Genomic DNA, 14,367 nt, shown 5'->3' with positions numbered 1-14,367 from the left:
TACAGCCGGCTTCAGGTCTTCACGATCCACTCGTGCTGCGGGTCGTTGTTGAATACCCAGTTGCGCTCCGGACCGGCCATCACATTCAGGTAGTACAGGTCGTAGCCGTGCGGCGCGCCGACCGGGTGATAGCCCTCGGGAACCATCACAACGCTGTGATTCTCAACAGTCATCGTTTCGTCGAGGCTGCGATCGTCCGTATACACCCGCTGAACCGCGAAGCCCTGCGGCGGATTGACTCTGTGGAAGTAGATTTCTTCCAGTTGCGTTTCCTCGTGCTCGATTGCCCGGTCGTGCTTGTGGGGTGGGTAGCTCGACCAGTTACCGCCCGGTGTAATGACCTCACAAACCAGCAGTTTTTCTGCGGCGAAATTATCGAACAAAATATTGCACACGATGCGCTGATTAGTGCCCTCGCCACGTACTTCGTAGCGGCAATCCTCGGGCTTGATCAACCGCGCCGGGTACTCGCCGGTAGCCGGTGCCTTACACACGGCAAGCTCCATGTCGGTCGTTGCCACCACACGGAAGTGATCGTTCGGCGGCACATAAACACTGAATGGCGGCTTGCGCTCAAACAGGCTCTCGCGCTCACCGAGATTGGTCCAGGCCTGCTCGTTGGTGGCGATGTCCGCCTTGCCCGTCACGATAACCAGGCACACCTCGTCTGACGACGAGTCCTGCTCCAGCGCCTGACCAGCCTGCAGTTGATAGACCTCGAAACCAACGTACTGCCAACCCGCCGATTGCGGCGTGATTTTCTGAATAAGACCTTGTTCGTCAGGTGCGTGTGGTCGAGATAGTAGTCGTGACATGTAAAACCCCGGGTATGGATGTATGGTTTAAATCAGACCGCAACCGCGCGTCCGGTCTTGCTTGACTCAATGACACCTTCGGCCAGCTCCAGCGCGCGGACGCCATCGTTCTCGTTTGCGAGTAACTCGCCGCGTCCCAGAATACAGTCGACAAAGCTCTCAAGTTCGATTCGATACGCATCCGCATAACGCTCAAGGAAAAATGCCAGCGGCTTGCTGCCTGAAGAGCCGTTGCTGTTCGTCAGAACGAGATTATTCTCATTCATATTCCTGGCCTGCAGCATGCCCAATGAACCGAAGGCTTCAATCCGCTGGTCATAACCGTAAACGGCTCGTCGACTATTACTGATCTGACACAGCTTGCCACTCTCGGTTTTCATGGTCACAAGCGCCGTATCAACATCGCCGGCCGCCGCGATGGCTGGATCAACCAGGCAACTGGACGTCGCGAAAACCTCGACAGGCTCTTCGCCCATGATCCAGCGCGCCATATCCAGATCATGAATCATCATGTCACGAAACATGCCGCCGGACTTGCCGATGTAGCCGGCGGGCGGTGGTGATGGGTCCCGGCTGGTGATCGTGAGTATTTCGAGATCCCCTATCTGACCTCCGCTGACCGCCGCCTTCAACGCCGAGAACTGCGGATCGAAACGACGATTGAAGCCAAGTGCGCAAATAGCATTCTGCTCACGAACCACCGCCGCGCATTCTTTGGCACGCTCGAGACCCAGGTCGATAGGCTTCTCGCAGAAGATCGCTTTGCCAGCTTTCGCGGCTCGTTCGATCAGGTCGGCGTGGGTATCCGTGGAACTCGCTATGACGACGGCCCGAATCGCCGGATCATTCAGCGCCGTTTCCGTGTCGACCACCTGCGCGCCACATTCAGCGGCCAGTGCTTCGGCTGCAGGCTGGTGGGTATCGACGACGTAGCGCAGCCGCGTTCGGGGGTTCTGATGCAGGCAGCGCGCGTGAATATTGCCGATACGGCCAGCGCCAAATATGCACAATTCAATGACATCCGCAGATTCCAAGTCCTGACCCCTTCGTCCAATTCAATTAATTTGAAATTTAAATGCTAACAAGTTTGTATCGTTAGAATATGTATTCTATTCTAGGCCGCCTAACGAATAAATGAATTTCTTGAAAATTCTGGAATCACCCCCCGATTTTCAACGCTCAACCGTCAGTCTTAGCAGAGTATTTTTATGGTAGCGCAGAAAACAATTGACGTTATTTGCCTCGGGCGAGCCGCCGTGGATCTGTACGGCCAGCAAGTGGGTTGTCGCCTGGAAGACGTCAATAGCTTTGCGAAATACTTAGGGGGGTCCTCGGGCAATATTGCCTACGGGGCCGCTCGCCTGGGCCTGAAGTCCGCGATGCTGACCCGCGTTGGTGATGAACATATGGGCCGTTTCGTCCGCGAAGAACTGGCGCGGGGCGGGGTCGACGTGAGCCACGTTGTGACGGATCCGCAGCGCCTGACCGGGCTGGCGATACTAGGCATCAAGGATCGCGACACCTTTCCCTTGGTTTTCTACCGCGACAACTGCGCCGACATGGCCATCGCGGCCAGTGACTTTTCGCCAGAGTTTATCGGCTCTAGCAAGGCCCTGCTGATCACGGGTACCCATTTTTCCACGCCTGAGACATTTGCGGCCAGCAGCAAAGCCATTGAATACGCCAGGGCCGCCAACACCAAAGTCGTTGTGGATATCGACTACCGGCCGGTACTGTGGGGCCTGACGGGCCGCGGCGACGGAGAAACCCGCTTCGTTTCATCCGATGCGGTATCGCAACACCTCCAGTCCGTATTGCCCGACTGTGACTTGCTGGTGGGAACCGAGGAAGAAATTCACATTGCCGGTGGCACCGACGACACCATAGAGGCACTGAAGAAAATTCGTTCGCTGACCGATGCGCTGATCGTGCTGAAGCTGGGCAAACTGGGGTGCACCGTGCTGGATGGCGCGATCCCCGGACACATGAAAGAGCTGTCGGTCTTCTCTGGCGTGGAAGTCGAGGTGCTCAACGTACTCGGCGCCGGCGACGCCTTCATGGCCGGGTTTTTGCGCGGCTGGTTGCGCAATGAACCCGCAGCACGTTGCCAGGCCTACGCGAACGCCTGCGGTGCGCTGGTGGTTTCCAGGCACGGCTGTGCGCCGGCCATCCCGTCCGCCGAAGAGCTGGATTACTACCTGGAGCATGCCAGCGAGATTCCACGTCCGGACAGGGACGCGGAACTCAACTACCTGCACCGGGTAACCAATCGTTCGCCAAAGGAAATTAACGAAATCTGCGCGCTGGCGTTTGATCACCGGGTGCAGCTACACGGCATGGCAAGAGCCGCCGGTGCAGATACGCAACGCATTCCCGTGTTGAAGAGCCTGCTGGTCAGAGCTGTCAAGAAAGCATGCCAGCAAGCCGACCTCAATGGCTCGGTCGGCATTATTTGCGACGACACCTACGGTCAGGACGCATTGAATGAGGCCACTGGCCGCGGCTGGTGGATTGCGCGCCCGGTGGAAGTGCCGGCGTCCCACCCGCTCGAACTGGAGGGAGGTCGTTCCATCGGCGACCGACTGAAGACCTGGCCGCTCGAACATGTCGTCAAGTGCCTTGTGTACTACAACCTGAACGATGAGCCAGCGCTGCGACTGCAGCAGGAACGGCAGATCAAGGAACTTTACAGCGCCTGCTGCACGTCCGGCCATACACTGCTGCTGGAAATCATTCCTGCCTCCGGTACAGGCGCAGATGATGATATCTTGGCCAATATTCTGACCCGCATGTACAACCTGGATATTCGCCCGGACTGGTGGAAGCTGCCCTGCATGAGCCGTGCAGCCTGGCAGAACGTCAGCGACGTCATCAAGAAGCGCGCACCGCATTGCCGCGGCGTAGTGCTGCTTGGTCTGGATGCTCCGGTAAAGGAACTGCAGGCGGGTTTTAATGCCAGTGCCGGTTTTGATATTTGCAAAGGCTTTACCGTCGGCCGCTCGCTCTTCTCCGAGCCCAGCCGGCAGTGGTTTTCCGACGCCATAGACGATGAAGAATTCGTCGACATTGTCGCCGCAAATTACCTGAATCTGGTCGGCTATTGGCGCAACCGTACTGTCAGCTAAGGTAGCTCTGATGGCGAACAAAGTTCGACTCACAATGGCGCAGGCCCTTATCCGGTTCCTGTGCGCCCAGAAAACAGAAGTTAACGGCAAGATTGAACCCCTGTTCGCGGGTGTCTTCGCGATATTCGGCCATGGCAACGTTGCCGGTATGGGAGAAGCGCTGCATCAGGCTCGCGATACCCTGCCAACTTACCGGGGGCACAACGAGCAAGGCATGGCGCACGCGGCCATCGCGTATGCCAAGGCCAAGAACCGACGGCAAATAATGGCGTGCACAACCTCCATCGGACCCGGTGCTGCCAACATGGTCACCGCAGCGGCTCTCGCGCACGTCAACCGACTGCCGGTCCTGCTCCTGCCCGGTGATGTCTTCGCGTCGCGCACACCCGATCCCGTGCTGCAGCAAATCGAATGGGCCGGAGATCCTGGTGTGAACACCAACGACTGTTTTAGACCGGTCAGCCGATATTTCGATCGAATCACCCGACCTGAACAAATCATAACGAGTCTGCCGGCCGCTATTCGGGTTCTGACGGATGCTGAAGACTGCGGCCCTGCCACATTGGCGCTTTGCCAGGACGTGCAGGCAGAAGCGTTTGATTACCCGGCGAGCTTCTTCGAAGAAACAATACATCACCTGCGGCGCCAACCCGCGGAAGCCCGCGAGCTTGCTGAAGCGATAGCTGCGTTGCAGTCCGCGCGTAAGCCACTATTGATTGCCGGCGGCGGCGTGCACTACTCGGATGCCACTGATGCAATGCGGTTATTCGCGGAAACACACGGAGTACCCGTGGCCGAGACGCAGGCAGGCAAAGGCGCGCTGGCCTGGGGTCATCCGCAATACGTCGGCGCAATCGGCGTAACCGGAACCACTGCTGCCAACGAACTCGCAAAGAATGCGGATGTCATCCTCGCTGTCGGCACCCGGCTGCAGGATTTCACAACGGCTTCCCGAACGCTGTTCAGTAATCCGGACACGCAGCTTATTCAACTCAATGTCGCCAGGCACGACGCGAAGAAACACAACGCTCAATCGCTCGTGACGGATGCCCGGCACGGCTTGCAAGCGCTAAGCGCGGGCCTGTCCGGCTGGAGTGCCGCGCCAGACTGGCAGCAACGAGCAAGCGATTGTATTGCCTCGTGGAATAACTACTACGATCAGGTAACCGCGCCCGCTGGCATCGAGACCACGACCGGACTGCCATCCGATGCCCAGGTGCTGGGCGCAGTGAAACGCGCATCCGATGCGGGCGATATCGTCGTCTGTGCTGCGGGCGGCTTGCCGGGCGAGTTGCACAAGTTGTGGCGCACTGATTACAACAAGGGCTACCACGTTGAATACGGCTATTCCTGCATGGGTTATGAAATTGCCGGCGGTCTCGGCGTAAGAATGGCGGAACCGGATCGCGATGTGATCGTTCTGGTTGGCGATGGCTCGTACATGATGCTGAACTCGGAACTGGCAACGAGCGTCATGCTCGGGCAGAAAGTCATTGTTGTCGTGCTGGATAACCGCGGCTTCGGCTGTATCAACCGGTTGCAGAATGCCACTGGCAACGCCTCGTTCAACAACCTGCTTGATGACTGCCTCTCTGCAGACGCTGGAGCGCCGAAGATTGATTTTGCCGCGCACGCAGCTGCCCTGGGTGCGTTGTCGGAGAAGGTCGGCACTATCGCTGAACTGGAAGCGGCCATCGGCCGGGCAAAGAACGCCGATCGTTCGTACGTAATCGCACTGGACACCGACCCGTTCATGACCACTGACGGCGGCATGTGGTGGGACGTCGCCGTGCCGGAAGTATCGACAGAACAGTCGGTAAACACAGCACGGGCCGACTACGAAACCGGCAAACAAAAACAACCTTATTGATGGCACTCTGATGACCGTACGAATTGGTATTAACCCCCTGACCTGGACCAACGACGACCTGCCCTCTCTGGGCGCGGATACGTCGCTCGACACCTGCCTGCGCGAAGGTAAGCAAGCCGGCTATGCCGGGTTTGAACTCGGCAACAAATTTCCCCGGCAGGCCGAAGTGCTTGGCCCGATACTCGACAGCCACGGATTAAGCCTGGTTTCCGGTTGGTACAGCCTGCGGCTGATGACGCGGACGGTAGAAGAAGAAATCGCGGCCTGCAGCGATCACCTGAACCTTCTCAAGTCCCTCGGAGCCACTGTCATGGTGTGCTGCGAAGTCACCGGCTGCGTGCACGGCGACCGCAGCGCCTCACTTTCCGACCGTCCCCAGTTGGCCAACGAACAATGGTCCGCATTCGGCAAGAAGCTTACGGAATTCGGCGACTACTGCCTGTCGCAAGGTGTGCAACTTGCCTATCACCATCACATGGGCACCGTCGTGGAGAACGAACAGGATATCGATGCACTGATGTCGCATGCCGGTCCCAGTGTCGGCTTGTTGCTTGATGCCGGGCACCTGACCTTTGCCGGCGCCGACCCGGTCGTCATACAGCAACGCTACGCGGACCGGATCAATCACGTGCACTGTAAAGACGTTCGCATGAGTGTTTGTCGCGATGCCAAGAACCGCAATCTAAGTTTTCTTGATGCGGTATTGAATGGCGTCTTCACAGTACCGGGTGACGGCGACGTTGATTTTGCAACATTGTTCAGCGGCTTGAAGAACTCTGGCTACGAAGGCTGGCTGGTGGTTGAAGCGGAGCAGGACCCGGCTGTCGCAGATCCGATGACGTACGCAACGATGGGCGCCGAAAACCTGAAAAAGCTGTGTGAAGTGAGCCAAATGTCTATAGCCGGTTAACTGTCACACCACTGGCGCCGTTTGTTTGATTGCCAACAACGACCGCACCGAACAATTCCGAAGACGCCAGAACAACCACACTAATCCCGATACGGTTGGCATTCATCGTCTTCCATGCTCTATTATGTCCCGATTCCCGCTTCGTCCTACTCGGGTATCAGGCATGAGAAATTTGGTATCCAGAGCGAAAGAATTCGCATTCGCGGCGCACAACGCCATTGAGCAACGTCGCAAGTACACGGGCGAACCGTATACCGTGCATCTCGAAAGTGTCGCGATGCTGGTTGCGAGCGTCGTGGATGACGAGGCCATGATAGCCGCTGCGTATTTGCACGACACAGTTGAAGATACTGACGTCACGCTCGCCGATATTGAGAACAACTTTGGCTGCGATGTCGCCTACCTTGTGCGATACCTCAGCGACATATCACGACCTGAAGACGGCAACCGGGCTCAGCGCAAACACCTCGATCGCGAACATGTTGCCCGTGGTGACGCGCGCGTGCATACCATCAAGCTCGCGGACCTGATCGACAACTCCGCGACAATTCAGGCGTACGATCCGAGGTTTGCCAAAGTTTATATGCAGGAAAAGCGGCTGTTGCTGGATGATCTTGACGACGGGCATCCCGAGCTGCTGTGCCGCGCAAGGGCAATTGTCGATGAGTGGCTGGCCGAAAGTACCGGGCAATAATCGACTCTCTGCCGTAGTCAGAATGTCAGCCGAATTTGCTGCTCGGGACGTATCCCATTCTTTCCATTGGCAGAAGAGCGCAGTCTTTGTCTGACATGAAAGATTTGTGGCAACGCGCTGGTTTGTGGCCCCGGGGATACCAACGCTTACCTGCCTCGGCTGGTAAAAAACGGCGCTGCCAGGTTCGAGAACAATTACGGCGACATCGCCAACCTGACCATAATGGCATCGTCGGCCCGTGACGAACTGGCAGACATGAACTCAGATCGTTCGGTCGCACTAGCGCAGTCCTTGCAGCAGAAGCTGCAGGCTCACGAGACAAACGCGGCCAATTGACGCGGTGTTCCCGGGGGCACTGCAGTTGCCGCTCACCTAGAAGATATCAAGATCGTCAGCGAGAACGACATCACCACTGTAGGTCGCTTTAACCTCATCAACCATCCTGCTTTCGGGCTCGCCGTAGTAAAGACCGTGGTACAGCACCAGCAGCTTCGGTTTTGCGGCACGTGCGAGACGTCCGAGGTCTGACGCCGGCGTATGCGATCGTTTGTGGTACGCCTGAAACCCGGCACTGTTTCTGGCCAACCCGGTATCGCTGATCACCTCATGCATCAGAATATCCACACCCGTTGCCATTTTTTCCAACTCAGGACTCACTTCCGTGTCGCCGGAGATGACGATGCTCCGATCCGACGTGGTGATCTTGTAACCGAAAGCCGGTTTCACATCGCCGTGATTCACGGCAAAGGCTTCTATCCTGATTCCGTCCTTCTCCAGAACCACGCCGCTTTCAATCTCAGTGACGTTTGCACGATAGCCATCAGGGTTCTGTACCGGCTGCGTTCCTGACATCCGAATACGCGTATCCGGGGCCATCATCCTGTGCATGCCGTCGACCATTTCGGCGATGCCGCTGGGGCCATAAATGGCCAGGCCGTGCGGTCGACGCCACCACATCGTGTAAGCCGCCTCGACCAGATCAAGCGTGTGATCGCTGTGCATATGGGTCACAAATACGTGCCCGATCTGCGTTGGGTAGAGCGACGGGATATCGTATTTGTAACGGGCGACGGTCGCGTTATGTACCGAGCCCGCGCCGACATCGAACACATACGATTCACCGCGATGTATCACTGCAATACTGGGACCCGCGCGGTGCGGGTCTGGTATCGGGGTTCCGGTACCGAGAATGACTATTTTGGTCGGAGCATCCAGCTCAGCTTGAGTCGGACCCTGGCGCAGCTCAACTACAGCGCTCTGCGTTTCGACAGCATAGTCTGTTGTGAGATTATGGCCGCAGGCATTCAGCCCCGACACAATCATAAGCAATAGCGGCACACGAACAAGCTGTACCGGGGATATACCTGGCCACGTCGTCATAGCATTCCTTACCTGTACCGGTCTGCGCCGCCCGACGCTGCAGGACTTCAAAGCAGGTAAGGTTTATAGGCTTAGCGGAGCCGAGTCAACGTCCCGCAACGGACGGGTGGAAGGCGGACCAGACAGCCCGCCTGTAAACACAAGTCCCCACCGTCGAATTACTCAGCCGCTTCAGCCAGGTTTCTACGCTGCATCACCCGATCAAAGCAAAGCTTGATGAACTGCAGTGAGCCTGGACGGTAGTGCGACTGCAATGGCGCTCAATCAGTCCGGATCCATGCCCTTCAGGAACTTGAATAGTTCGCTGTCGGTGGACAAAACCAGTGTCGTGCCTTCCGCAATGATGAATTTGTAAGACTCCATCGTGCGCGTGAACTCATAGAACGCAACCGACTCCGCATTCTGGTTGTACGCGCTCGCATAGATCTCAGTTGCCTTAGCGTCAGCAAGCCCCCGAATCTCCTCAACTTCCCGGTACGCCTCGGATTGGATCTTGTTGAGGTCACGAATGCGGTTGCCGCGAATTCTCGCCGCTTCACCGTTGCCTTCTGACAGGAATCGCTCGGCGATCTGCCGGCGCTCACTGATCATGCGATCATAGATTTTCGGCCGCACACTCTCGTTATAGTTGATGCGTTTGAAGCGAATATCGAGCAACTCGATGCCGAATACCTGAACCTTCTCTGCCGCTGCTGCAAAAATTTCCGCTTCGACGAGTTGCCGACCTTTCTGTATGGGCACCAACGCGCCCATGTTGAGTTCGCGCTCGGCGGAAGTTAACAACGTGTCGCGTAAGGGCTCTCGGTCTTTCGTGGTACGGATAATCTCGATCAGCTCGTGCTTGGCAACGGCATTGCGCGTCTCACTGCCGAGAATATCGTCCAGCCGTGACTGCGCACTCTGCTCGTCGCGCAGCCGCAGAAAATACTGTAGCGGATCAGTAATTTTCCAACGGGCAAACAGGTCGACAGAAATGTAGAGCTTGTCTTTGGTCGGCATGTCCGACGGACTGCCATCCCATTCGAGAACCCGCTTGTCGATCGTGTTTATTTGCTGAATTACAGGGATCTTCAGCTTGAGGCCTGCGCTCGTGACCGGCTCGCCCACGGGCTTACCGAACTGCGTGACAATGATCTGTTCGACTTCGCTGACCGTGTAGGCGGAACTGATCATGACCAGAAAGCCGGCCGCCGCCAATACCATCAGTGCAGTTAGTTTGTTCATGGCCGTTCCATATTTTCGTTGTTGAGGTTCAGGAGGGGCAGAATGCTTTGTGCTTGGTCATCGACGATGACCTTCGAACGAATACCGGGCAGCACCTCCTGCAATGTTTCGACATAGATGCGACGACGGGTTACTTCCGGCGCTTTGCTGTACTCGGCCAGCAAGGCGCTGAACCTCGCAACGTCACCCTCGGCCTCGTTGATGCGTTTGAGCCTGTAGCCGTCCGCCTCCCGAATGCGCTGGTCTTTCTCGCCTTCGGCAAGCGGAATGACCTTGTTGTAATCGCGGCGCGCTTCGTTGATGAGCTTTTCTTTTTCTTGTTGCGCCTGGTTAACCTCGTTGAATGATTCCTGCACCGGGCCCGGTGGGTTAATGTTCTTCAACTGTACCTGGTCGATGCTGATTCCCATCGTGTATTTGGTGGTCAGCTCCTGCATCTTGGCCAGCGCCTCCGATTCAATCTCCTGACGCCCGATTGTGATCACCTCGTCCACGGTACGATCGCCAACAACTTCGCGCATCACGGATTCGGACACATAGCGCAGCGTCGCGCTCGGTTCACGCACTTCAAACAGAAACTTCACCGGGTCCGAGACTCGGTACTGCACGACCCACTCCACCAGCGCAGCGTTGAGGTCACCAGTCACCATTTCCGTTTCACGCTTGCCATTTACCGGGCTCTGGTGCGGGTCCGTTGCGCCCGGCGTGGTGAAGCCGAACTCCTGTTTGAGCTGCCGTTTCACCGGTACGATTGTTGCCGTATCAATCCCCATCGGTAGTTTGAAATGCAACCCGGGTTGTACATTCTTCGCGTACTGGCCGAAGCGCTGCACAACAGCTACTGAATCACTCGGTACCGTGTAATACGAGGTCCACGCACCGAACAACAGCGCCGCAGCAACGATGAACAGTATGGCCGTTCCCGAGCCGCCATCCGGCAATACTTCTTTGAGTGTCTCATGACCTTGACCGATGAACCGCTCAAGATCGGCGGCAGGATCATTCCCGCGACGGAAAGGTCCGTTGCCGTTACCTGTCTGTGGTGACATACGTTGTTGTCCTCGTAGTTGTATTCGACCTGGTATTCTTCCAGGCGGCGTTTTCAGTCATACCTTCGTATTCGGTACGTTCGATGGCATACCCGTCGGCACGTTCGCAACGTGATATCAAACTCGACCGACATGAACTGTCGGCCGCCAATCGTTGGCGAACATTCATTTGGAACTTGGAAATCCGCTGGCGGAATACAACAAACGAAGCAGTTATCGCTTGCTGCAGGCAACGCCGTTTGGCATCCGACTGTTAGCTACGGCGCCATTGGGTGAGCAGTGATTGTCGCCACCCGTCGATACTCGTCCGCGGAGTTTCTAGAATCAGAGGTAGATTGTTCATCAGCTGAACGTAAGGCCCAGCCAGTTCTCCAACCATAGTCAGTGGGTTGACCTGACTAGTCAAGCTTTACTGTGCCTTCGAGTTCCAGTGCTGCTATATCGTCGGCTGCGAGAGGCTGCCGGCATTTCGGTTACGCCAGTAGAGCAAGAAAACGTACGCCGCCATCATACTCATGACAATCATCTCCCCGCCATCTTCCAGAGCGCCGAGCAAGAAACTCACTTTCCATCCCTGCTGTATTGCAACGTGCAGCATGTCTACGAAGATGCCAAAGAATGCCAGCGCAACGAGCAGCAAGAAAAGATATCTTGATACAGTCCGGAATGAACTTGTTCCGCACAAATAAAAAACAGCAAGCGGCGCAAGAAGCAATGTTGCAGCGATCCCGGTCACGACAAGCTCGCCGAAATCTCGCGCCCTTAGGCCAAAAGCTGGAAGGAAGTCCATACTCGTGGCTACCTGGTGACCAAGTAGTTCATGAATACTCAAAGCGTCGTCGAGCAGCAGGTACAAGAACAATACGGCCCATGCACCGTAGCCAATCACTTTGGCTTTTGCCGATACCATGATCAACAAGACTATTATCGAAAAAATCTTGGCGTACTGATATCTCTCGGGATAGCCACCATCTTCCTCCAATGAGAAAAGAGGGTCATTCAGTACACCGAACAATGGCAGAAAATGCAGAAAGAAAAATACGAAGTCTATGCCAAGAAGCAGCAGAAGAAACGCCGTAATGGGCGAGTTACTGGGGTTGCTCCTCCATGACTCGATTAGTGCACCTATCTTCATTTCTGTCAGGACCCATCAGCCAGCATTGCGGTACCGCCATTGGTCCATAAGCAAAATCTGCTCATGCACTCATGGCGTTACGAGAATAGAACTGTGAACTACTATCTAACGTGGGTGGACACCCGATAGCAAGAGCGCTTTCGCTGCGGGCTACAACCCTGAACAGGCGTGTCACCCCTGAAACCAGGTCAAACTTCTCAGGAACTCTCATTTATAGGCGTCGAACCGTCCTGAACCACGCTTGTTAGCCTGCCTTTCGTTTGGCAAATCTCATCCCGAGCAGACCAATACCCAACAATGCAAAGGTTGCAGGCTCCGGAACTGATTTGGTGGAAAAGCCGTTGTGCAGATTTAGGTACCCGGCGCCGGCACCCGGGAAAACACTGGACAGTAACGACACCTGAACATCGAGCCAGCTGCCGTCTGACAAGTATCCCGTCAGCCAGTTGTCTTCGAACTTCAGGTCCCAGCCGAACACATCAACGGTCGCGTGATTGAATATCCCCAGGCCCTTGCCCATGTTTTCGTAGCCGAACAAGCCGCCGGTAATGTCGATATCGATCGAGCGACCGAATGCATAGAGCAACCAACCGTCTTCGAGACTTCCTATCCCTGCGTCGAATGATCCGCCGGAGATAGACAAAGAAACTGCATCAGCAGAGCGGAAATGTAGCGTGTCGCCTCCATAGAGACCGCCGTTACCACCCGAAACCTGGCCACCTTCAAAACTAAGTCCCGCGTACGACTGATTGTAGATGCCATGTCCGCCAGTATTTCCACCATTTCCGCCTGATATCTGACCACCGGAAACTGTGCCGAACGGATTTTCAAATCCGTTGCCACCAATGCCATTGCCGCCAGTATTTACTCCATACCCGCCCCGGATTGTCCCGGCGGTCATATTCAGGCCCAGACCCTCGTCGGCACCAAACTGCCCTATACCAGCACCTCCTATTTGTCCGCCGTTCCCTCCAATAGCAGAGCCGCCGCTAATATTCACGTGCACACTCCCGGAGGTGGAATTTTCGATCGCCATTCCGCCTCTTGTGTCGCCGTAACCACCAATCAAACGGGCACTTTCGTTTAGGTCAACCAGCCGCATACCACTTAAGGCCGAACCTCCTCCCGACCCGCCCACGACAAGCGAACTGCCGGAGGCAGTTACACGGTCATCGTCGTTACCCCAGTTCAAATACCGAATTCCACCTATGACAGTGGCGTTTCCATTTAGATTAATGGTCGCACCGCCATGCTCGTTGCGAACGGCTGGACTTGAATTCGGTGACTGAAGAAAGGAGCCATCGCCCACATTTAGGTCAGAGCGATTGCGCAGAATGACATTGTCAAAATGAACGCCCGTCAGTTCATGTGTCAAACCATCGTCAAAGATGATATCGGCGCTGGCCGTCGTTGCGCTGAGCGCCACGCCTATGGCGAAAAATGACTTGAGAATGGAACGGCCAAGCGATCTGGTCGGGGTTGAGTACATCAATTGCCTCCGGGAGTGGCGACTGGTTGCCCATGTTGGTCTCCCAGCCGAATATTCCTGTAGTCGAACATTGCGTTCGATCATCAGGCGACAGCGTACTAGATTGCACCCCGGAGTCGCCCACGGACCGTTCCAGTTTGAAACGTGAACTCCGTCACACTTTCACAGTACCCCATCCTCGATATAAAGGTACGGTCCTTCACAGTCAGTATCTCCCTGAATACTGTTGAAAACACCGAGGCCACCGATGAACAGGGTACTCAGCGCGATAATCATCAACCCGGAAGCCAATTACCCGAGGCGCTCGGCGATGCGGCGGCCACGATCCTCGAACATCCGGACCCGCCAGTTTGCGTCGGGAAAGGCCGCGCGGAATTCAGCACGCCACGCCACCGGCTCTGTTTCGGTACGTACCCGGTAGTCGTAGTCGGTTCGACTGCCAACACCCATCAATCCCGTGGACGCAAGCGCCTCTTCCGCCAGCAGCAAGCGTGGGCTATGCACAAGGACCCGGGCGATGGCGACACGTTGTTGCTCACCGCCGGACAGCTGCGACGGATAATGACCCTCCCTATCGGCGAGACCAACGCGATTCAGCATGGCGCTGGCAAGCTCGCGAGCTCGATCGCAAGTGCACAATGCAGGCCAAATTGTCCTGTCGAGCCATCACTGCCGC

General features: G+C 56.2%; 12 protein-coding genes. 4 read left to right on the top strand and 8 right to left on the bottom strand.

The window, feature by feature from the left end; genetic code table 11:
- Window positions 1–11 precede the first annotated feature (11 nt).
- Together iolB and iolG are read right to left on the bottom strand one after the other, a co-directional pair.
- Window positions 12–815, bottom strand: coding sequence for a 5-deoxy-glucuronate isomerase (gene iolB, locus BA177_RS04060; protein ID WP_068613186.1), 804 nt, complete (start codon window positions 813–815; stop codon window positions 12–14).
- A 32-nt stretch (window positions 816–847) separates the two neighbouring features.
- On the bottom strand, window positions 848–1,849 hold the full coding sequence (gene iolG / locus BA177_RS04055) for an inositol 2-dehydrogenase (protein WP_197493322.1): 1,002 nt from the start codon (window positions 1,847–1,849) through the stop codon (window positions 848–850).
- Between the two features lie 174 nt (window positions 1,850–2,023).
- On the opposite strand from iolG, the gene BA177_RS04050 reads away from it, so the two are divergent.
- The 4 genes from BA177_RS04050 (at window position 2,024) to BA177_RS04035 (ending at window position 7,414) form a co-directional block, all read left to right on the top strand.
- On the top strand, window positions 2,024–3,940 hold the full coding sequence (locus BA177_RS04050) for a bifunctional 5-dehydro-2-deoxygluconokinase/5-dehydro-2-deoxyphosphogluconate aldolase (protein ID WP_068613184.1): 1,917 nt from the start codon (window positions 2,024–2,026) through the stop codon (window positions 3,938–3,940).
- A 10-nt stretch (window positions 3,941–3,950) separates the two neighbouring features.
- Window positions 3,951–5,810, top strand: coding sequence for a 3D-(3,5/4)-trihydroxycyclohexane-1,2-dione acylhydrolase (decyclizing) (iolD, locus tag BA177_RS04045; RefSeq protein ID WP_068613182.1), 1,860 nt, complete (start codon window positions 3,951–3,953; stop codon window positions 5,808–5,810).
- Between the two features lie 10 nt (window positions 5,811–5,820).
- Window positions 5,821–6,720: a myo-inosose-2 dehydratase gene (gene iolE, locus BA177_RS04040; RefSeq protein WP_068613178.1), complete on the top strand. Its 900-nt coding sequence runs from the start codon at window positions 5,821–5,823 to the stop codon at window positions 6,718–6,720.
- Window positions 6,721–6,883: 163 nt separating this feature from the next.
- Window positions 6,884–7,414 (top strand): HD domain-containing protein, encoded by a 531-nt coding sequence (locus BA177_RS04035; RefSeq protein ID WP_068613175.1) that lies wholly within the window; start codon window positions 6,884–6,886, stop codon window positions 7,412–7,414.
- A gap of 372 nt (window positions 7,415–7,786) precedes the next feature.
- On the opposite strand, the gene BA177_RS04030 is transcribed toward BA177_RS04035, so the two are convergent.
- From BA177_RS04030 to BA177_RS19150, 6 genes are all read right to left on the bottom strand, one after another.
- Window positions 7,787–8,794: an MBL fold metallo-hydrolase gene (locus BA177_RS04030; protein WP_197493321.1), complete on the bottom strand. Its 1,008-nt coding sequence runs from the start codon at window positions 8,792–8,794 to the stop codon at window positions 7,787–7,789.
- Between the two features lie 264 nt (window positions 8,795–9,058).
- Window positions 9,059–10,018, bottom strand: a complete 960-nt coding sequence (hflC, locus tag BA177_RS04025; RefSeq protein ID WP_068613171.1) for a protease modulator HflC — start codon at window positions 10,016–10,018, stop codon at window positions 9,059–9,061.
- Window positions 10,015–11,067 (bottom strand): FtsH protease activity modulator HflK, encoded by a 1,053-nt coding sequence (hflK, locus tag BA177_RS04020; RefSeq protein WP_068613169.1) that lies wholly within the window; start codon window positions 11,065–11,067, stop codon window positions 10,015–10,017. The genes hflC and hflK overlap by 4 nt, the downstream gene beginning before the upstream one ends.
- 436 nt (window positions 11,068–11,503) lie before the next feature.
- A complete protein-coding gene (locus tag BA177_RS04015; RefSeq protein WP_068613166.1) occupies window positions 11,504–12,202 on the bottom strand; it encodes a hypothetical protein in 699 nt (232 codons plus the stop codon).
- Window positions 12,203–12,446: 244 nt separating this feature from the next.
- Window positions 12,447–13,691 (bottom strand): PEP-CTERM sorting domain-containing protein, encoded by a 1,245-nt coding sequence (locus BA177_RS04010; protein WP_068613158.1) that lies wholly within the window; start codon window positions 13,689–13,691, stop codon window positions 12,447–12,449.
- Window positions 13,692–13,982: 291 nt separating this feature from the next.
- Window positions 13,983–14,291, bottom strand: coding sequence for an ATP-binding cassette domain-containing protein (locus tag BA177_RS19150; protein ID WP_068613154.1), 309 nt, complete (start codon window positions 14,289–14,291; stop codon window positions 13,983–13,985).
- Between the last annotated feature and the right edge of the window lie 76 nt (window positions 14,292–14,367).

The organism is Woeseia oceani, assembly GCF_001677435.1.
Lineage (GTDB): Bacteria > Pseudomonadota > Gammaproteobacteria > Steroidobacterales > Woeseiaceae > Woeseia > Woeseia oceani.
The sequence above is the reverse complement of the archived record's forward strand: the minus strand, read 5'-3'. Positions and strand labels throughout refer to the sequence as shown.

What these genes read in the sequence shown, in the direction of transcription:
- iolD (WP_068613182.1), top strand. Translation starts at nt 3,951, where the DNA reads ATGGCGAACAAAGTTCGACTCACAATGGCGCAGGCCCTTATCCGGTTC.
- BA177_RS04030 (WP_197493321.1), bottom strand. Translation starts at nt 8,794, where the DNA reads ATGACGACGTGGCCAGGTATATCCCCGGTACAGCTTGTTCGTGTGCCG.
- BA177_RS04050 (WP_068613184.1), top strand. Translation starts at nt 2,024, where the DNA reads ATGGTAGCGCAGAAAACAATTGACGTTATTTGCCTCGGGCGAGCCGCC.
- iolB (WP_068613186.1), bottom strand. Translation starts at nt 815, where the DNA reads ATGTCACGACTACTATCTCGACCACACGCACCTGACGAACAAGGTCTT.
- BA177_RS19150 (WP_068613154.1), bottom strand. Translation starts at nt 14,291, where the DNA reads ATGCTGAATCGCGTTGGTCTCGCCGATAGGGAGGGTCATTATCCGTCG.
- hflC (WP_068613171.1), bottom strand. Translation starts at nt 10,018, where the DNA reads ATGAACAAACTAACTGCACTGATGGTATTGGCGGCGGCCGGCTTTCTG.
- iolE (WP_068613178.1), top strand. Translation starts at nt 5,821, where the DNA reads ATGACCGTACGAATTGGTATTAACCCCCTGACCTGGACCAACGACGAC.
- BA177_RS04015 (WP_068613166.1), bottom strand. Translation starts at nt 12,202, where the DNA reads ATGAAGATAGGTGCACTAATCGAGTCATGGAGGAGCAACCCCAGTAAC.
- hflK (WP_068613169.1), bottom strand. Translation starts at nt 11,067, where the DNA reads ATGTCACCACAGACAGGTAACGGCAACGGACCTTTCCGTCGCGGGAAT.
- BA177_RS04035 (WP_068613175.1), top strand. Translation starts at nt 6,884, where the DNA reads ATGAGAAATTTGGTATCCAGAGCGAAAGAATTCGCATTCGCGGCGCAC.
- BA177_RS04010 (WP_068613158.1), bottom strand. Translation starts at nt 13,691, where the DNA reads ATGTACTCAACCCCGACCAGATCGCTTGGCCGTTCCATTCTCAAGTCA.